Here is a 19,703-nt window from a genome sequence, read left to right as displayed (position 1 = left end):
CATACGATAGCTGACTAACGAATATCTGCCGGTACCGGAAGCGACATGCCGCCGTGCTGCCCCTCGACCGGCGGGTGTTGCGCGCTGCTCGAAGGGGCGTTTCCGCCTGCTGTCCACGTCAGCCGGATCTGTACCGCGGATGCGCTTGTGCAGGCCGTTTCGGGATTGATCTGCGCACATCGATAACCGTCGCGCGCAGCGTCAGTAAATCACCCGGACGTACTGGTTGCGGCCACTTTACGTAATCGAGACCTGGCGAACTCCAGGACTCAGATCCAATCAGAGCCCCGTCATACGCGAGCCGCATGGCCACGGCACAGGTGTGCCATCCGCTGGCAATCAGTCCACCCCAGTGCCCCACCTCTGCGGCCTTCCGATCAGCGTGAAACCATTGCGGGTCATAGTGACGGGCGAACTCAAGTACCTCAGCTTCGGTCACAACGTATGGACCGGCCTCGATCACCTGCTGGCGAATGAACTCGTCGAATTTCATGCCGTCTTTTCTTCGACACTGCGAAATGACGGCACCCGCTTCTCTTCCAGGGCACGAAGACCTTCGCTAGCGTCGGAACCCGCAAATCCCAGGATTTCTGCAGCCAATGACACTTCGAAAGCTGGCCACGCGGCACGCAGCCAGTGGTTAAGCGAGCGTTTGGTCCACGCCAGCGCTGTGGGGCTCCCATCCGCGAGCCTCCTGCTCACGCTGCGAGCCGTTGTAAGCAGTTCGGCTTCGTCCACAGCAGCACTGACGACGCCGATGCGCTCCGCCTCCTCGCCGCTCAAGGTCTCACATAGCAGCAGGTAGTACTTTGCCTTTGCCATCCCGCACAAGAGCGGCCATATCAATGCCGCATGGTCGCCTGCGGCAACACCGAGCTTCGTGTGGCCGTCGATGAGCCTCGCTGTCCTCGCCGCAATCGAAATATCTGCGAGCAACGCGACCGCAAGTCCGGCGCCGACCGCCGCACCATTAATCGCGGAAACGACAGGACGGTCGCAATCCAGCATTCCCTGGACGATGGCTCTGGCTTCCTTCATGACAGTCAGGCGCATGGTCTCGCTCGCAACCATCTGCCTCACGACATCAAGGGTCCCGCCCGCACAGAAGCCCTTGCCCTCGCTGCGAACAAGAATCGCCCTTACGCCCGGATGCTCGTCAAGCCGCGACCAGACCCGGGAGAGTTCGCGGTGTCCGCGCTCGTCCGCAAATGGCATGCTCCCCGGCGCGCCAAATACAAGCTCGGCCACGCCTTCATTCAACTCGACACGAAAATTATCGGTATCAACTTCGAACCGGTCGCTCATGATTCAGTCCCCATCGCTTGCCCCCAGATGCGTCGGCGCAACAGCAAACTCGCCCTATATCGCTCACCGCGATACAGGGCATCAAGATGATCAAGCAGGTTGCACACTATCGGCGCACCAAGCTTGTCGAGCCATTCGAACGGCCCCAAAGGATAGTTGGTACCCAGCTTCATGGCGGTATCAACCGAGGCTTCATCGCACACGCCCTGTTGCACGGCGTCGGCCGCCTCATTAACCAGCATCGCGATTGTGCGTGCAACGACCATCCCCGGCGCATCGTCGATTTCGATGGGCCTGCGGCCCGCCGTTTCCAGGAGATTGCGCACCACCGCGCGTTGCTGTTCTCCGCAGCCTGGCGCAAACGCGACGCAAACCGGGCCAGCGTCCTCGCTGAGAATGATGTCGATGACGGCGAGATGGCGGCGACCAGACTGCACGGCCAACAGCGCGGCAGGACGGCCGTCCGTCACGCAAACCAGCGTATCGCCAACACGCAGCGTGTCTTTCGGCAATACGTTGTCGGCCTGCCCCGGTGAGGCGCCTGTGGGATCGGCATACTCGACCTCCCATCCCTCGCCGGACAGTTCAGCGCCTAGCGTTGCAATGGTGAAGCTGCCACCGCATACGCTCACGCATGGTGAATCGGTATCGACCTGTGCGGGCGTCGCAGCAGCTTCTGCCAGGGGTTCACCCGGGTAATCATGGAAACCTCGCCCTGTCTTGCGGCCCAGCAAGCCACCATCCACCAGTTCTCGCTGGACAATAGATGGCGTATAGCGCCGGTCAAAGAAACTGGCCGCAAACATCGACTCGGTCACCGAGAAATTGACGTCGTGCCCGATCAGGTCCATCAGCTCGCAGGGGCCCATGCGGAAGCCCGCGGCACGCAATGCGGCATCGATTTGCGACGGCGTCGCATATTGATCCTGCAGCAGAAGCAGCGCTTCCGCGTAGAACGGCCTGGCAATGCGGTTGACCACAAAACCCGGAGTGGAGCGTGCGTGGATCGGCACCTTGCCCCAACGCACCGCCAGATCGGCCACCGCGTTCGCAACAGCGCTGTCGGTCGCCGCGCCTGAGACGACTTCGACGAGCTTCATGACAGGCACCGGGTTGAAAAAATGCATCCCGACGAGCCGTTGCGGCAAGCGCAGATCACGACCTAATGCGGTAACGGAAATCGATGATGTATTGGACGCAAGAATCGTCCGGTCAGCCACGAGACTCTCGAGTTGGGTGAGCAGTTCGCGCTTGGCGTCGAGACGTTCAACAATCGCTTCAATCACAATACCGGCTTCGCTGACGGCGGCAATGGCATCGGCAGGCTTGATTCGCGCAAGCAGTGCCTTGGCATCAGTAGAATCGAGTTTTCCCGCATCGACCCGCTTTTTCAGAGCAGCGTTGAGCTTATCCAGTGCCTGCGCCGCAGCGCCGCTCCTCGCGTCGAAGAGCAGGACCCGATGTCCGGCTGCGGCTGCGATCTGCGCAATGCCTGCGCCCATGGTCCCGGCGCCGATAATGCCGACCGCCGCGTCATTCCTCAGCCCGGAAGCGTCCCAATTCATTGGACACTCCAGGTTGCGGGCCGTTTATCGAAAAACGCGGAGAACCCCTCTTTCGCCTCTTCCGTGGAGCGCACTCGGGCGATGGTCGCCGCGGTGAGATCTGTGACGCTCCTGTCAATCGGACGGCCAGCGATATCGCCGAACAAGGTCTTTATTTCCTGCAATGCAGTCGGACCATTTCCCATCAGCCCAGACACAACCTTCTGCACCTGCCCGTCCAAACCCTCGCTCGTGGTTACATAGTGAACGAGACCCAGGTCACGGGCCTCGGCCGAGTCAATCAGCGATGCGGTAAGTGCAAGACGTCTCGCCTGCCGCACACCGACGGCTTCAATCAGGTAGGGGCCAATCACAGCGGGCAGAATGCCAAAACGCGCCTCGGTGACAGCAAACCGGGCCTGCTCGCTCGCAACCACAATGTCGCAGGCGCAGATCAGGCCAACGCCGCCGCCAAACGCCCCGCCCTGCACCCGCGCGACGATAGGCCTGGAACATGCATGAAGCGCCTGCATCATGCTGGCGAATCGCCGTGCGTCCTGGACGTTCGCATCGGCACTGTTAGCGCTCGCCCGTTTCATCCAGTTGAGGTCCGCGCCGGCGCAAAACACGTTGCCGGACGATGCAAGTACGATCACCCGGACGCCGTCGTGCGATCCCAGTTGCAGAAAGCAGCGCGTCAACTCCTCGATCATCGCCTCGTTGAACGCGTTATGCACGTCGGGGCGGTTTAGCTTAACGCGCGCCACACCCGTCTCGTCGACAACACAATCAAGTGTCGCGAACTTGTCGTCAAATGTGTTCTTTTCAGTCACCTGGATTTCCATTCGCTTAAGGCGGCGACGTGTCGTGCCGTCCCTTACACCAACCGGGCAATGCGCCGCCAGAATCAACTGCGGCACCCGGGTGGCACTCGCGTCAATCAATATGTTTCAAGATGCAGACGTCCTTCGCGTTTCAGGCGCGGCCAAAGCGTCGCCCAGTCGAGACCGTTCCGTTCCGCAATCTCCTGCAGCGCCTGCAGCACGCCGTCCTCCATGCCCTTCAGGCCGCAAACGTAGATGTACGTGCCGTCGCTCTTCAGCAACTGTGCGATATCAACCGCACGCTCGCGCATCGCATCCTGCACATAGCGCTTCGGCTGTCCGGGCGTGCGAGAAAACGCAAGGTTCGTATCGATGAAGTCCTTCGGTAAATTGGTCAGAGGTCCAAAGTACGGCAACTCTTCTTTTGTGCGCGCCCCGAAGAACAGCATCAGCTTGCCAGTCGCACCCTTCAGGCGGCGGCGCCGGCGGTATTCCGTCATGGCGCGCATGGGCGCCGAGCCCGTACCGGTGCAGATCATCAGCAGATGAGAGTCCGGGTGGTTCGGCATCAGGAAGGTGTTACCGAATGGACCAATCACGGTGACCTTGTCGCCCTTTTTCAGGTCGCACAGGTAATTCGAGCACACGCCGTCGGCCGCATTGTCCTGATAGTCACGCGTGACGCGTTTGACTGTCAACGATACATTGTTATAGCGGGGACGCTCGCCATCGCGTGGACTGGCGAGCGAATACTGGCGCGCGTGATGCGGCTTGCCGTCCTTCGTGGTGCCCGGCGGCAGAATCCCGATCGACTGTCCTTCAAGCACGGGAAACGGCAGCGTGCCGAAATCCAGCACGATATGATGGATGTCACTATCGGCCGATTCGTCGGTAAGACGGTAATTGCCCACCACCGTCGCCGTAGTCGGCGCCTTGTGCGTATACAGGTTCACGTAGGGCTTCGCCGCCGACCACGGCGGCACGGTCGAGCCACGCGCAGCATCGACTTCGATGCCATTCGCTGTTTCGCCCGCTTCCTCATCCCCGTTTGCTTGCGCTGTCGCATCAAGCGCGGCGTTCGCGGTCGTGTTCTGCGCCGGCAGCTCATCCCAGGTGAACTGCTCGTCGATGCTATACGCCTCGGCCTTGAGCACGGTACGCCAGTTGTCGATGGCGCCGGTCGGGCACGGCGACACGCATGCCATGCAGCCGTTGCACACCTCGGCTTTCACGACATAATTGTTACCGTCATGGGTTATTGCATCGATCGGACAGGTTTCCTCGCACGTGTTGCAGCGGATACAGATCTCCGGGTCGATCAGATGCTGCCTGAGCACTTCTATCGGAACTGGAGCATTCATGGTTATCCCTCCCTGCGACCGGACCCGCTGCCCGAACGCTCAGCGTGGCCGGTCGCCTGATATGACGCAGATACGGCTTTGGCCAGATCAGTTGAATCGCACATATTCGAAGTCAACCGGCTGGCGGTTGATGCCCATCGCCGGCGGGGCAATCCAGTTGGCGAACTTGCCCGGCTCAACCACGCGCCCCATTAGCGACGCGACGTACGCGCGGTCTTCCGGTGTCGCGAGCCATTTCGCCTCATTTGCAGCCCATTCGGTTTCGCTGACGACGCGCCCGTCCGGCGCCACACGCGTGCCGGCAAACGTGCCGATCTGGCGATTGAACGCCTTATGCGGCACCGTCAAACGGAAGTCGATGCCTGCCTTCTCCAGCACCTTGTTCCAGCGGTTCACGCCCGCCACCGAATCCTTGATGTAGTCGTCGCGCAGCACTTCGTTCATCGCGTTGAGCATCGGCACTTCGCGCTCCACCAATTTGCCGTCCTGGACGTCGAGCAGTTTGTAGCTCTGCCTGCCAAGCTGATGGTCGTCGTCGCGTTTGGTTTCCTCATAGCGGCCCTTCAGGCCCGAGCTATAGAAGGTTGCCGCATTCGAGGAATGATCGGCACCGAACAGATCGATCGTCACCGAGTAGTGGAAATTCAGATAGCGCTGGATCGTCGGCAGATCGATCACCCCGGCGGCTCGAATCTTGTTGACGTCATCGGTCTTCAGTTCGTTCATCACCTGGGCGGTGCGCTGTACGACGCGCGAAACACCCGATTCGCCCACGAACATGTGATGCGCTTCCTCGGTCAGCATGAACTTCGTCGTGCGCGCGAGCGGATCGAAGCCCGACTCTGCGAGCGCCGACAACTGGAACTTGCCGTCGCGGTCCGTGAAGTACGTGAACATGTAGAACGCGAGCCAGTCCGGCGTTTTCTCGTTGAACGCGCCAAGAATGCGCGGATTGTCGTCGTCGCCCGAGCGGCGGCCGAGCAGTGCTTCGGCCTCCTCACGGCCGTCACGACCGAAGTAGCGATGCAGCAGGTACACCATGGCCCACAGGTGACGGCCTTCCTCGACGTTGACCTGGAACAGGTTGCGCAGGTCGTACATCGACGGCGCGGTCAATCCGAGGTGACGCTGCTGCTCCACCGACGCCGGTTCCGTGTCGCCCTGCGTGACGATGATACGGCGCAGGTTCGCGCGATGCTCGCCGGGCACGTCCTGCCACGCCGCTTCGCCTTTATGCTCGCCGAACTGGATCTTGCGGTCCTGCTCGCCCGGCGTGAGAAAAATGCCCCAGCGATAATCGGGCATCTTCACGTGATCGAAGTGGGCCCAGCCTCCTGCATCGACGCTCACCGCCGTGCGCAGATAGACGTCATAGCCATGCGAGCCGTCCGGGCCCATATCGCCCCACCACGACAGGAAGTTCGGTTGCCACTGTTCGAGCGCGCGTTGCAGCGTGCGGTCATCGGCAAGATTGACGTTGTTCGGAATCTTTTCGCTGTAGTTAATCGTTGACATGGTCGGTTCCTTGGTCGGGAAACAGCATTGAGATGAGAGGCGCGTATTGACTGCGGACTGCGGGCAACGGAGCCGATCAGACCCGCGAGACGTCGAATTGCGCCTTGCTGCCCTTGCCGTACACCTTGAGTGCACCCTTCTCGCCCACTGCATTCGGCCGGTTGAAAATCCAGTTCTGCCATGCGGTCAGGCGGCCGAAAATACGCGTCTCCATCGTCTCAGGACCGTTGAAACGCAGGTTCGCTTCGAGACCGGTCAGCGCATCCGGCGACATCGCCGCGCGCTCCTCGAGCGCGATGCGGATTTCGTCGGCCCAGTCGATGTCGTCCGGCGATGAGGTCACAAGGCCAAGGCGTTCGGCCTCGACCGGCTTGACGGCCTGGCCGATCTTCGCGCGTACGGCGTCGAGAGGTGCTGTTTCCTCGTAAAAGCGGCGCGCAAGGCGTGACTGGTGCGTGACCAGCGGATAGAGGCCGAAGTTGACTTCCGACAAGGTGATCGCCGGCTCTTCGTCCTCGTTGCTGGGCAGAGCGGCCATATAGGTGCGATCAGCGGCAAACGCGAGTTCCGCCAACGTGCCGGCAAAGCACGAGCCCGGTTCGATCAAGGCAAAGAGCGAGCGGGATGAGACATCGATGCGCGCCAGCGTGCGGCGCAGCAGACCGATCGTTTCGCGCACGAACCAGTGATTCTGGTGTTGCATGAGCGTCGCATCGGCGGCGAGCACAGCACGGGCGTCGCCTTCGGTCTTGAAGATCCACGTGCCGATCTCGAGTTCGTTGGTGCGCATCGACAGGATCGCGTCGTCCAGTTCGCGGGCGAACTGCAACGGCCACCAGCGCGTCCCGGCAGCGACAATGGCGTCGATGTCCGTCGGTTGCGGGCTCGCCGGTGCCCTGGCGGTGAAGGTAGCGGTACGTTTTGCACGGTCAATCGTGACGTCGACAGTCTGGTAGCCCAGGCCATCCGCGCGCTCGTTGCGTTCGATAAAGGCCAGCGCCACGCCCTTCGCATCGGCAGGACGGTCGCTTTGCGCGGCGAGTTCCAGCGCGCGCGCGGCAATCGCCTGATCGAACTGGTTGGGCTTCACGACTTCATCCACCAGACGCCATTCTTTTGCGCGCTCACCGCGAATGCCTTCGACCACCGTGCAGAAAATATCGGCGCGATCGTGGCGGACACGGCGCTTGTCGGTTACACGAGTCAAACCGCCGGTGCCCGGCAGCACGCCGAGCAACGGCACTTCCGGCAATGACACCGACGACGACCGGTCATCCACCAGATAAATTTCGTCGCAAGCGAGCGCCAATTCGTAGCCGCCGCCCGCGCAGGCGCCGTTCACTGCGGCGAGAAACTTGAGACCCGAATGGCGTGACGAGTCTTCAAGACCATTGCGCGTTTCGTTGGTGAATTTGCAGAAGTTGACCTTCCATGCGTGCGTGGACAGACCCAGCATGAAGATGTTGGCGCCCGAGCAAAAGACGCGGTCCTTCAGGCTCGTCACCACCACCGTTCTGACTTCGGGATGCTCGAAGCGGATACGCTGGATCGCGTCATGCAACTCGATGTCGACGCCGAGATCGTAGGAATTCAGTTTGAGCTTGTAGCCGTCACGAATTCCACCGTCTTCGGCGATGTCGATGCCGAGCGTCGCAACGGGGCCGTTGAACGTCAGCTTCCAATGCTTGTACTGCGAGGGATCGGTACGGTAATCGACGCGTTGCGCTGCGCCGATGGCGGTTTCTGCTGAGGACATGGGGGCGTCTCCTGGACTGGACGATACAAGACTGTTTTGTGAACAATAATGCACCATCACACCCATGTAAAGCACTTTACTTCATTTTATATCGTAAACCCTTAGACAAGTACGGCAATTCAGTTCACATGAACGTCATCCGGCGCTTCGGCCGCCAGCCTTGCGGCAAGACGGTCGCGCAATTGCAGATAGGCATCCGCAAGGGTTTTCTCACTGGTGTCGTAAGTCATGTCCGCTCGTCCATACAGTTCGCTGCGGCCCGCCAGAATGCGTTTCAGGTCGTCCATCGCTTCCTTGTTGCCTGACATCGGCCGCAGATCGCCTTGCGCAACCACCCGCCGCATATGCTCTTCCGGGGTGGCCTGCAACCATACGGTAAAGCAATGCGCGAGCAGCATGTTGAAGGTGCCCGACTCCGAAACCAGTCCACCCGGCGATGCGATGACCGCCTTCTTATGCTCCTGGATCACTGCCTCAAGGGCCCGGTGCTCGTAGCGCCGGTAGGCGCTCGCGCCATACAGCGAATGAATTTCGGAAGGCGGGCAGCCCGCCAGTTGCTCGATCACACGCGTCAGCTCAACGAACGGTACCTTGCGCTCCTGCGCGAGCATGCGCCCAAGTGTCGACTTGCCCGCGCCGCGCAAACCGATCAGCGCAATACGGTCCATCCGGTAAGGGTCGCGCGGCGCCTGCGCGAACATCTCGGCCAGCGCGACGCGGGCCCGCTGCAACGCGGCCTGATCACGCCCGTGCAGCAACTCGCGGATCAGCAGCCATTCTGCCGACGCAGTGGTCTCGTCGCCGATCACCTCGGCAAGCGGGCAGTTCAATGTGCTCGCGATCTGCCGCAACACCAGCACCGACGCGTTGCCCACGCCCGACTCCAGATTGGCCAGATGCCGTTCGGACAGCCCCGTCTCGGTCGCCAGGGTCTTGCGAGTCATGCCGCGGCGCGCGCGCAGGAGCCGCACGCGTTCGCCCATCGCCGTCAGGAAAGGATCGCGCTCCGTCCGCGTTGCGTCCTCCGGACGCTCGTCCAGGGGCACCGTCGAGTCAGTTTGATTCATGTTTTCGGACCTCGTGACTTCTGTATATGTACTATAGTGCTTGACACGCACCCAGCGAACGGTTAATTTTCGCCAAATATTGATCCAATCACAAACGCCGCGCAGATTTTTTGGGGGCGTGTCGGAGACGGCCAGCGGACGCACATGAACCAAGGTGCGCGCCGGCCCTTTTTTTAGAGGCTCGCATGACCCCACAAGACTTCCAGCGCCTCGTCGCCGGCGTCACAGAACAACTCGTCGATCGCCCGTTGGACGACGAACTGGCGAGGTGGCTGAACGACACTCTCCCCGCCGGCGGCACGACCTTTCGCGAACTTGCCGACGCCTGCCGCCAAGGCGTCGCCGAAGGCTGGCTGTGCAACCGCGAAGGCGGCGGTATTCGCTACGGACGCATCTTCAAGGCACTGCCCGACACGCACGGCTATTCGGTCGACGTGGTCGATATGAAAGATATTGCCGGGCCGCACCATGTGCATCCGCACGGCGAGATCGATCTGGTCATGCCGCTCACCGAGGGCGCGACCTTCGATGGCCATCCGGCCGGCTGGTGCGTGTACGGTCCCGGCAGCGCACATCGCCCGACTGTCGCCAATGGCCACGCGCTGGTGCTGTATCTGTTGCCGCAAGGCGCCATTGAATTCACCCCTGCCTGAGATCCCCACTATGGCTGAATTGCTGAAGAACTACGTGGCGGGCCAATGGGTCGCCGGAAATGGCGAAGGCAGCACGTTGACCGACCCGGTGACGGGCGAAGCGCTGGTGCGCGTGTCGAGCCAGGGGCTCGATCTTCCACGCGCCTTCGATTTCGCCCGCGAGCAAGGCGGTGCCGCGTTGCGCGCGCTCACTTATGCAGCACGTGCGGCCCGTCTTGCCGACATCCTCAAGCTGTTGCAGGCGAAGCGCGACGATTACTACGCCATCGCCATCGCGAACTCCGGCACCACGCGCAACGATTCTGCGGTGGATATCGACGGCGGGATTTTCACGCTTTCTTACTACGCGAAACTTGGCGCAACACTGGGCGACGTGCACGCGCTGCGCGACGGCCCCGTCGTCTCGCTCAGTAAGGACCAGTCGTTTAGCGTCCAGCATGTGCTAACACCCACGCGCGGTGTCGCCCTCTTCATCAACGCGTTCAATTTCCCGTCGTGGGGGCTGTGGGAGAAGGCCGCCCCCGCGTTGCTGTCGGGCGTGCCGGTGATCGTCAAACCGGCTACCGCGACCGCGTGGCTCACGCAACGGATGGTCGCTGACGTGGTCGAGGCAGGCATACTGCCGGCGGGGGCGCTATCAGTCATCTGCGGCAGCTCCGCAGGCCTGCTCGATCAGGTGCAGGCCTTCGACGTGGTGTCGTTCACCGGCTCCGCTGAAACCGCCGCGATACTCCGCGCTCACGCTGCCTTCGCTCAGCGCGGCGCGCGCCTGAACGTCGAGGCAGACAGTCTCAACAGCGCTATCCTTTGCGCCGACGCCACGCCCGATACGCCAGCCTTCGAACTGTTCATCAAGGAAGTGGTGCGGGAAATGACGGTGAAGTCGGGGCAGAAATGCACCGCGATCCGGCGAGCATTCGTCCCTGAGGCCTCGCTCGAAGCGGTGCTCGATGCGCTAAAGGCAAAGCTCGCGAAGATCACCGTTGGCAATCCGCGCAACGACAGCGTGCGGATGGGTTCGCTCGTGAGCCGCGAACAGTATGAGAGCGTGCTGGCTGGAATCGCCGCATTGCGCGAGGAAGCCGTGCTCGCGTATGACGGCTCGGCCGTGCCGCCCGTCGACGTGGATCCCGCGATTGCCGCGTGCATCGCGCCGCATCTGTTCGTGGTCAACGATCCCGATCGCGCGACGCTGCTGCACGACGTCGAAGTCTTCGGACCGGTCGCAACCGTCGCTACGTATCAGCCAGCCAGCGACGCCGGCGAACTGCGCGAAGCACATGCCATCACGTTGGCGCGGCGCGGCCAGGGCTCGCTCGTCGCCTCAATCTATTCGAACGACGACGCGCACCTTGCGCGTGTTGCACTGGAGCTCGCCGACACGCACGGTCGCGTGCATGCGGTCTCGCCATCGGTGCAAGGCAGCCATACCGGCCACGGCAACGTCATGCCAATGTCACTGCATGGCGGTCCCGGCCGCGCGGGCAGTGGCGAAGAACTGGGGGGTCTGCGGGCCTTGGACTTCTATCACCGGCGCTCAGCGATCCAGGCACCCGCCGCCGCCATCGACGTTCTGGCACACCTGACCGTGCAGCCCGCTGGCTGATTTCGGCTTGTCGTGACGTGCCGGGACTGCGAGCGCCCAGCTACCCGCTGCAAGCTGCGCGAAATAAGAGGCGCTGGAGACAGGCATCGACGGCTTGCTTGGCGAGAACCGACGTACGTCGGGCCGTTGTCGCCTCACCGTTGGAGGAGATATGGAAGCCCTGCTTGAACAAACCGCGCATCAGTCTGGGGTGGCCCCTGTGCCACCACCCGCGCAGTTCAATTTCGCATCATGGCTGTTCGACCTCAATCAGGTCCGGGCAGACAAGGCAGCTTATATCGACGACAGCGGCTCAACCACTTATGGAAAGCTCGAAGATCGTGCGCGCCGTTTCTCGGCAGTATTGCACAGGCTCGGTGTGCATGCGGAAGAGCGCATCCTGCTGGTGATGCTCGATACGGTGGAACTGCCCGTCGCCTTCCTCGGCGCGCTCTATGCGGGGGTCGTACCGGTGGTCGCCAATACGCTGCTCACGTCGGCCGATTACGTCTATATGCTAACGCACAGCCATGCCCAGGTGGTGATCGCGTCGGGCAGCGTGCTGCCGACCGTTGCGCAGGCCCTTGCCGATGCCGATCATGACGGTTGCCTGCTAGTCGTTTCGCAGCCTGAGGATGCCGAACTGCCCTCTGAGCAGGTATTGAGCAAACTGATTGACACCGCTGTGCCCACCATCAAGCCAGTAGCGAGCAGTTGTGACGACATCGCCTTCTGGCTGTATTCGTCCGGCTCGACAGGCAAGCCGAAAGGCACGGTTCATACTCACGCCAACCTGTACTGGACCGCCGAGCTGTATGCGAAGCCAGTGCTCGGCATCGTGGAACACGACGTCGTGTTTTCCGCGCCCAAGCTATTCTTCGCTTATGGTCTCGGCAATGGTCTGACGTTCCCCTTATCGGTCGGCGCCACTGCAGTGCTGATGGCGGAGCGGCCCACCGCCGACGCCGTGTTCAAGCGTCTGGTACAGCACCGCCCCACGGTGTTCTACGGCGTGCCGACCCTTTATGCCAGCATGCTCGCGTCATCGAATCTGCCCGCGCGTGCGGACGTAGCAATGCGCATCTGCACATCCGCGGGCGAAGCCCTGCCGCGCGAGATCGGTGAACGCTTCACCGCGCATTTCGGCTGCGAGATACTTGATGGTATTGGCTCGACCGAAATGCTGCACATCTTCCTGTCCAATCGTACAGGTGCTGTCGAATATGGCACGACAGGCAAACCGGTACCCGGCTATGAAGTCGAACTGCGCGACGAGACGGGGCACACAGTGTCCGAAGGCGAAATCGGCGATCTGTACATCAAGGGGCCGAGCGCGGCAATCATGTACTGGAACAATCGGGAGAAATCGCGCGCGACCTTCCTTGGCGAATGGATCAGAAGCGGTGACAAGTATCGCAAGCTGCCCAATGGCTGTTATGTCTACGCCGGGCGCAGCGACGACATGCTGAAAGTCAGCGGCCAGTATGTGTCGCCAATCGAAGTGGAAATGGTGCTGATGGAGCACCAGGCGGTGCTTGAAGCAGCCGTGGTGGGTGTTGACCATGGTGGCGTCCTGAAGACCCGCGCATTTATCGTGCTCAAACACAATGCATCGACTTCTCCAACACTGGCGGACGAATTGAGAGCATTCGTAAAGGAACGACTCGCGCCACACAAGTATCCGCGCGAGATCATATTCGTCGACGATCTCCCCAAGACGGCGACCGGCAAGATTCAACGCTTCAAACTGCGCGATCAGCTTTAAGGTACCCCATGCATATTCCCGCGACGACGACGGCCGTGAAGGACAGCGGGTTCGCCGAACTGCCTGCTACCTCCTTGCATGGCCCATTGCGCATAGAGTACCGCTGGCTCAACCCCGAACTGGGCGAAGCCCCTATCGTCATGTTTCTGCACGAGGGGCTCGGCTCGATCGCAATGTGGAAAGACTGGCCACAGATGCTGTGCGACCGGCTTGGCCTGCGTGGTTTCGTCTATTCGCGCCCCGGCTATGGACATTCGACGCCCAGGCCGCATGACGCAAAATGGCCTGTCGATTTCATGTCGGTCCAGGCGCACGATGTGCTGCCCGCGCTGCTGGACACACTGGGAGTCGATGCGCAGGAACGCAGCCGTATGTGGTTGGTCGGCCATAGCGACGGTGGTTCGATTGCGCTTCTCTACGCGAGCGCCTTCCCTGACGCGCTCGCTGGCACAGTCCTGATTGCGCCACATGTGTTCGTTGAAGGTATCTCGGTCGAAAGCATCGCGCAGACAAAGATCGCATACGAAACGACGGACCTGCGTACGAAGCTCGCCCGATACCACGGTGACGTTGATTCGGCGTTTTACGGCTGGAACGACGTCTGGCTGAATCCGGCATTCAGGGCCTGGAATATCGTAAATGAGTTGAAGACAATACGCTGCCCTGTGCTCGCGATTCAAGCTCACGACGACCAATACGGCACGATGGCCCAGATCGAAACCATCGCCCGGCACGTATCGGGCGCAAGGCTGTTGCGACTCGATCGCGGCGGCCACTCGCCCCATCGGGACGCGCCCGAGACACTGACAAATGCAATCGCGACCTTTACTGCGGGCATCAAAGAATAATTCGCCAAAGATCAAATGCTTACCGCACGTAGCGAAGCGGCATGACCTGGTTCAGACCGCTGGCGGTCAGCGGGTCGGAACTGCGAAGCAGCAAGTGGACGGCTGCATCCACAGCTGGGTTGTAGCATCCGGGCTGCGCTGACGTCCTGATAAAAACGTATCATCATTCCGGCTATCGGATCTGCGGCCTGGATACCCGTCGACATATCGGAATGCGTGAACTCCAAAGACAGCACGTCATCGAACATGTAGTTCGAATACGGCGTAAAGAGCTCGACTCCTGAATCCCGGGTCGAGACGACTGATCGCTTTCGCGCGGAATGTTTTCCACCTCTATTTGTCGATGAGGGCCGGCCGGGATTCCTGAATATCTGAAGCTTCAGATATTCAGGATTACCCACACCGGCAGATTAGGCGAAGCGAAGGCCAGGGAGCCGTCTGGAGCACGAAACCCCAGCCGTTGCGGTGCGCATAATCAGATGGTTTCGAGGAACGCCATGACCTTGTCGGTTGCGTGAAAACGCGGCGTACGCTGGCCGGCAGGCTGCAGGCGACCTAGCGCTTCTTCCTTGTGTGCAAGATTCGACTCCATGTAGATGTGTGTCGTGTCGATGCTTTCATGGCCCAGCCACAATGCGATGACGCTGATGTCGACGCCAGCATGCAACAGATGCGTCGCCGTCGCATGTCGACTATCTCTATCAAGAGATAGGATGCATACCGATCTCAATATGCTTCGTGGAAATCGCCATGAGCCAGACTGCACCGGTATAGCGAGCAACGGTGAAAGCCGTCGGCAGGGGATGAGTAAATCCAACAGAGATTTTGAGGCCGATGGTGCCGAGCACTTCAGCAGTGACGCTGACACCGAGAAGAATCCATGCGATTTGAATCGCGGGCATACAAATCCTCACTACTCCAGCGTTTATACCGAACGTTGAGAAGAGAATGACTGCGGTACCCCGGATGCGGTTAGATTAGTACAAGAGGCAGAGGATCGCAAGGCAGCCGCTATCTGTTTTTGTCATGTCATTTGTCTCATGTGCTTGATTTACTTTTCGGCATTTGAGCTGGCTGTGCATTGACCAGCGAGACGCGCATTCCGTTCATCAAATTGCCTCTTGAACGATCCTCGGCTTCGGTCTCCCTGCAAGGCCTGCATGCAATGTAACTGCCAACCGCACCCACGGAGTATCGCCTCACAGACAGTTGGGGTAGCCATTCCGGAATCCGTGGTGTGCGTGAATCATCTGAGTGGGACATCAGGCGTCGCTGTGGCAGACAACCGTCACATCAACCTTAAGATAACGAATTCAAAACCGGCGCTGTGTGCTTCAATCACATATTCGGATAATTCGGCCCGCCGCCACCTTCCGGCGTGACCCACACGATATTCTGCGTCGGGTCCTTGATGTCGCAGGTCTTGCAGTGCACGCAGTTCTGCGCGTTGATCACCAGCCGTTCGTTGCCGTCATCGCTCTTGACGAACTCGTACACGGCTGCCGGGCAGTAACGCGCCTCGGGCCCCGCATAGGTGTGCAGGTTCACGTTCACCGGCACTGAAGGATCTTTCAGCGTCAGGTGAGCCGGCTGGTTCTCTTCGTGATTCGTGTTCGAAATGAACACGGAAGATAGCCGGTCGAACGTCAGCTTGCCATCCGGCTTCGGATAGACGATTGGCTTGCATTGCGACGCGGGCCGCAACATCTCATGATCCGAATGCTGGTGATGCAGCGTCCACGGCACGTTGCCGCCCAGCAGTTTCTGCTCAATCCCCACCATCAACGTGCCCAGGTACAGGCCCTTGCTCATCCACTGCTTGAAGTTGCGGGCGCGGTACAGTTCGTTGTGCAGCCATGACGTCTTGAATGCTTCCGGATAGGCGTTGAGCGCGTCCGCCTGACGGCCTGCCTGCACGGCATCGAAGGCCGCTTCGGCGGCCAGCATGCCGGTCTTGATCGCAGCGTGCGAACCCTTGATGCGCGACGCGTTCAGGAAGCCTGCGTCGTCGCCCACCAGCGCGCCGCCCGGGAACACGAGCTTCGGCAGTGACATCAGGCCACCGGCAGCAATAGCCCGGGCGCCGTAGGACACGCGCTTGCCGCCTTCGAGGAACGCACGAATCGAAGGATGTGTCTTGTAGCGCTGGAACTCCTCGAATGGCGAGAGGTACGGATTCGAGTACCCCAGACCCACCACGAAGCCCACCATCACCTGGTTGTTGTCCATGTGATAGAGGAACGAGCCGCCGTAAGTGTCGGACTCCAAGGGCCAGCCGGCCGTGTGGATCACGAGACCCGGCTTGTGTCTGGCCGGATCGATTTCCCACAGTTCCTTGATACCAATGCCGTAGACCTGCGGATCGACGCCGTCGCGCAGCTTGAACTTGTCATTGAGCTGACGGCCCAGATGACCACGCGCGCCTTCGCAGAACAGCGTGTATTTCGCGTGCAGCTCCATGCCGAGCTGGAAATTCTCGGTAGGCTGACCATCCTTGCCGATCCCGAGATTGCCGGTCGCGACGCCTTTGACCGAACCATCGTCGTTGTACAGGATTTCTGCGGCCGGGAAGCCCGGAAAAATCTCGACGCCCAGTGCCTCAGCCTGCTGGCCCAGCCAGCGTGTGACGTTGGCCAGGCTGATGACATAGTTGCCGTGATTCTTGAAGTTATCCGGCAGCGCCCAGTTCGGCACGCTCTTCGCGCCGCTTTCCGACAGGAACAGGAAGCGGTCTTCGCTCACTTCGACATCCAGCGGCGCGCCTTTTTCCTTCCAGTCCGGAATCAGTTCGTTCAGCGCGCGGGGGTCCATGACCGCGCCGGAGAGGATGTGCGCCCCGATGTCCGAGCCCTTTTCCAGTACGCAGACGCCGATCTCGACGCCCTTGTCCTGCGCCAGCTGCTTCAGACCGATGGCCGCGGACAGGCCGGCGGGGCCGCCGCCGACGATCACCACGTCATATTCCATCGACTCGCGAGCATCGTGCTGCATGTATTGCTGATTTAGCTGATTCATCTGGTTGCGATGATTTGATGTTATCCGTAATGCCACCCGACCCGGGCTCGCACGATGCTCCAATACTCCAACTCCGCGTCCCTCCACCAGGTTCAGGCATGCGTTGAGTTTACGTCTTCGCATCAAACCTGAAAACTATTCCCAACGTATCCAGACCTTCGACCATATGCCGATGAATAAGCTGTCGGACACATCAAACGATCCCGACTACCGGTCGTGGTGATCTGCGGATGCTGACGGCAGCAATCCCACCACCAGTAATTCGCCCGGACCTGCCACCCGGGAGCTTGCGGCTCAAACTGCATATGCCTGTCCAGCAGCAACCCTTCACTCGTCATAGCGATCACTACGCCGCACGCTCGACACCCTCGCCGACGAGCGTTCCGTAAAGCAGCAGATCGCGAGACTTCGCCATGCCACATCAAGGTAGCCAGGTCAGCGCGGCGAGATCCCCCACGGAAACGCCTGACTTCGTACATCCTGCTATCAGCTTCGCCAACCCTGCAGTGTCTGCCGGCGAGACAACAGCGGGACCCTTACCGTAGCACCCTTGACGCTGGCCCATCCGAGGGCCAGTCCGTAAAATCCGGTTTCTGGTGGAAGGTAAGTACCACCGATATCGGTTCCGCCTCGCGGCCCACCGTAAGTTATATCTTCGGCTGCGCGGGCGTTCATCGATATAAACATGAACAACGACGAGAGTTCGAAGAAAATCGATTTTCTTAAAGAGAAACACAACTCAACGAACGCATGACAACCTTCACGCGAGAAACGCGGAACATTGCAACCTCCTTTTTAAGGATCTAACCCGGCAATCTGGGCAAGACCGTCTCCAATATTTTATATATCGACTACTAATTCATATAAAACAAGTCAATATATTTTAATTCATGTCAGCTGTCTTTCAGCAGCAGATCCCGGAGCGCCCGCTTCATCACCTTGCCGGTTGACGTCATCGGCATCGATTGCACGAACTCTACCTGTTTCGGCACCTTGTATCCGGCAATCAAACCGCGGCAATGCGAGATCACCTCTTCCTTTGACAAGGTTGCGGAAGGAGCGAGGACTATTGCCGCAACCACTCTTTCTCCCCACTTTTCATCCGGCAATCCGACCGCTGCGCACAAGTCAACTCCCGGAAGTCTTTGAAGCGCCTGCTCCACCTCTGCCGAGTAGACATTTTCCCCACCACTGATGATCATGTCCTTAAGACGGTCAACAATGTAAAAGAACCCCTCCGCATCCCGGTAGCCGCCATCACCCGATCGATACCAGCCGCTTCCGAATGTTGCCGCCGTCAGTTCCGGTTGATTAAAATAGCCCGTTGCAAGTGATGGTGAACGGATGAGAAGCTCTCCAACCTGTCCATTGGGTACTTCCTTACCTTTGGCATCGACCACCTTGATTTCGACCAAAGGAAGCGGACTGCCACAGGATCTCAGCTTTGCCTCGTCATCAAGCCGATGCTGTTCAGGCCTCAGGAAAGTAACTCCGGTGCTGGTCTCTGTCGCCCCATAAAACTGGATGAAATCACACTGCATTGCGCGGATGGCGCGGGACAGTAAATGCGAACCAATCGGCGAACCGGCACATATCACGAAACGCACTGACGAATAGTCCGCGACGGCTGCATCCGGATGCTCCAAGAGCATTTGAATGACCGTGGGGACCAGCGGCAAAATGGTTGGTCGATCACGCGCGATCAGTTTGATCAGTTCGCCAGGCTCGGGCATCGAATAGACGGCAACGGCCGCCCCGTTGTAGAGCGCCTGCAACGACAAGCCGGTGCCCATCGCATGGAACAGCGGCATCACCGTCAGCATCACATCATTCACGTCATATTTGAGCGAGGAATCCAGGTGCTCGCACAGGCGTAAGTAAAGGTAGCCCTGATGAGACAGTTGAACGCCCTTAGGTCTGCCCGTCGTTCCGGACGTATACATCAGGCAGGCGATCTGCCACGGGTCCACCTGGATTGCAGGGTCGGCCGGGTGGCAGGCATTCATCAACTCATCCAGCCCTGACGTGCCTGGACTCGTTGAATCGAAAACAATGCTGCGACATTCGCGCGTGCTCGACTTGCGGACGATTTCCGCGATTCCTTCGTATTCGCGGTCGGTGATGATCAGCGCAGGAGACGCGTCTTCCACTATCGCTGCCATTTCCACAACAGCCAGACGCCAGTTCAGCGGAACGAGCGCCAGGGCGGCCTTGTTGACGCCAAACCAAACTTCGAAAAAACGACTCGAATTCCTGCCGAGGAACGCTACGCGTGCCCCCGGTTCGATACCCATCCTCACCAATGCATTGGCTAGACGATTCGATCTTGCATCAAGCTCCGCGAAGGATACCGTTCCGTCAGCGTCGATAAGCGCCGGTTTTTCCGGAATGGTCCTAGCATAATGCCTTGGGATATCACCCAGGCTCCTGATTTCAGAAAATAACCACACGTCCTCTCTCCGTTT

The 19,703-nt window shown here is 60.0% G+C and carries 16 protein-coding genes; 4 read left to right on the top strand and 12 right to left on the bottom strand.

Annotated features, from left to right (window positions below):
• Positions 1-118: 118 nt before the first annotated feature.
• The 8 genes from NE850_RS18875 to NE850_RS18840 form a co-directional block, all read right to left on the bottom strand.
• Positions 119-493: a MaoC/PaaZ C-terminal domain-containing protein gene (locus tag NE850_RS18875; RefSeq protein ID WP_310699193.1), complete on the bottom strand. Its 375-nt coding sequence runs from the start codon at positions 491-493 to the stop codon at positions 119-121.
• Positions 490-1,305, bottom strand: coding sequence for an enoyl-CoA hydratase/isomerase family protein (locus NE850_RS18870; protein ID WP_310699192.1), 816 nt, complete (start codon positions 1,303-1,305; stop codon positions 490-492). Before NE850_RS18870 ends, NE850_RS18875 begins: the two co-directional genes overlap by 4 nt.
• Entirely contained in the window at positions 1,302-2,870 is a 1,569-nt protein-coding gene (locus NE850_RS18865; RefSeq protein WP_310699191.1) for a 3-hydroxyacyl-CoA dehydrogenase, read from the bottom strand. The genes NE850_RS18870 and NE850_RS18865 overlap by 4 nt, the downstream gene beginning before the upstream one ends.
• Positions 2,867-3,694: an enoyl-CoA hydratase-related protein gene (locus NE850_RS18860; RefSeq protein ID WP_310699269.1), complete on the bottom strand. Its 828-nt coding sequence runs from the start codon at positions 3,692-3,694 to the stop codon at positions 2,867-2,869. The genes NE850_RS18865 and NE850_RS18860 overlap by 4 nt, the downstream gene beginning before the upstream one ends.
• A gap of 95 nt (positions 3,695-3,789) precedes the next feature.
• A complete protein-coding gene (gene boxA, locus NE850_RS18855) occupies positions 3,790-5,034 on the bottom strand; it encodes a benzoyl-CoA 2,3-epoxidase subunit BoxA (protein ID WP_310699190.1) in 1,245 nt (414 codons plus the stop codon).
• An 87-nt stretch (positions 5,035-5,121) separates the two neighbouring features.
• Positions 5,122-6,549 (bottom strand): benzoyl-CoA 2,3-epoxidase subunit BoxB, encoded by a 1,428-nt coding sequence (gene boxB / locus NE850_RS18850; protein ID WP_310699189.1) that lies wholly within the window; start codon positions 6,547-6,549, stop codon positions 5,122-5,124.
• 76 nt (positions 6,550-6,625) lie between these two features.
• On the bottom strand, positions 6,626-8,305 hold the full coding sequence (gene boxC / locus NE850_RS18845) for a 2,3-epoxybenzoyl-CoA dihydrolase (RefSeq protein WP_310699188.1): 1,680 nt from the start codon (positions 8,303-8,305) through the stop codon (positions 6,626-6,628).
• A gap of 119 nt (positions 8,306-8,424) precedes the next feature.
• Positions 8,425-9,372 carry a helix-turn-helix transcriptional regulator gene (locus NE850_RS18840; RefSeq protein ID WP_310699187.1) on the bottom strand — a complete coding sequence of 316 codons (948 nt, stop codon included), beginning with the start codon at positions 9,370-9,372 and terminating at the stop codon, positions 8,425-8,427.
• 185 nt (positions 9,373-9,557) lie between these two features.
• Here NE850_RS18840 and NE850_RS18835 point away from each other — a divergent pair, with 185 nt between their 5' ends.
• The 4 genes from NE850_RS18835 (at position 9,558) to NE850_RS18820 (ending at position 14,223) form a co-directional block, all read left to right on the top strand.
• Positions 9,558-10,025, top strand: coding sequence for a DUF4863 family protein (locus NE850_RS18835; protein WP_310699186.1), 468 nt, complete (start codon positions 9,558-9,560; stop codon positions 10,023-10,025).
• 10 nt (positions 10,026-10,035) lie between these two features.
• Entirely contained in the window at positions 10,036-11,631 is a 1,596-nt protein-coding gene (locus tag NE850_RS18830) for a 3,4-dehydroadipyl-CoA semialdehyde dehydrogenase (RefSeq protein WP_310699185.1), read from the top strand.
• Positions 11,632-11,782: 151 nt separating this feature from the next.
• Positions 11,783-13,375 (top strand): benzoate-CoA ligase family protein, encoded by a 1,593-nt coding sequence (locus tag NE850_RS18825; RefSeq protein ID WP_310699268.1) that lies wholly within the window; start codon positions 11,783-11,785, stop codon positions 13,373-13,375.
• Positions 13,376-13,383: 8 nt separating this feature from the next.
• Positions 13,384-14,223 (top strand): alpha/beta hydrolase, encoded by an 840-nt coding sequence (locus NE850_RS18820; RefSeq protein ID WP_310699184.1) that lies wholly within the window; start codon positions 13,384-13,386, stop codon positions 14,221-14,223.
• A 475-nt stretch (positions 14,224-14,698) separates the two neighbouring features.
• Here the strand turns inward: NE850_RS18820 and NE850_RS18815 are convergent, their stop codons facing one another.
• The 4 genes from NE850_RS18815 to NE850_RS18800 all read right to left on the bottom strand — a co-directional run bounded on the left by NE850_RS18815 (position 14,699) and on the right by NE850_RS18800 (position 19,688).
• The gene (locus NE850_RS18815; protein ID WP_310699183.1) at positions 14,699-14,890 is read right to left on the bottom strand and encodes an integrase; all 192 of its coding nucleotides are present in this window, start codon (positions 14,888-14,890) and stop codon (positions 14,699-14,701) included.
• Positions 14,891-14,924: 34 nt separating this feature from the next.
• Positions 14,925-15,125, bottom strand: coding sequence for an SMR family transporter (locus NE850_RS18810; protein WP_310699182.1), 201 nt, complete (start codon positions 15,123-15,125; stop codon positions 14,925-14,927).
• A gap of 436 nt (positions 15,126-15,561) precedes the next feature.
• The gene (locus NE850_RS18805) at positions 15,562-17,238 is read right to left on the bottom strand and encodes an electron transfer flavoprotein-ubiquinone oxidoreductase (protein ID WP_310699181.1); all 1,677 of its coding nucleotides are present in this window, start codon (positions 17,236-17,238) and stop codon (positions 15,562-15,564) included.
• Between the two features lie 893 nt (positions 17,239-18,131).
• On the bottom strand, positions 18,132-19,688 hold the full coding sequence (locus NE850_RS18800) for a long-chain-fatty-acid--CoA ligase (RefSeq protein ID WP_310699180.1): 1,557 nt from the start codon (positions 19,686-19,688) through the stop codon (positions 18,132-18,134).
• Positions 19,689-19,703: the final 15 nt, after the last annotated feature.

Source organism: Paraburkholderia sp. USG1 (assembly GCF_031570135.1).
Lineage (GTDB): Bacteria > Pseudomonadota > Gammaproteobacteria > Burkholderiales > Burkholderiaceae > Paraburkholderia > Paraburkholderia dioscoreae.
This window is presented reverse-complemented; position numbering and strand designations above follow the sequence as displayed.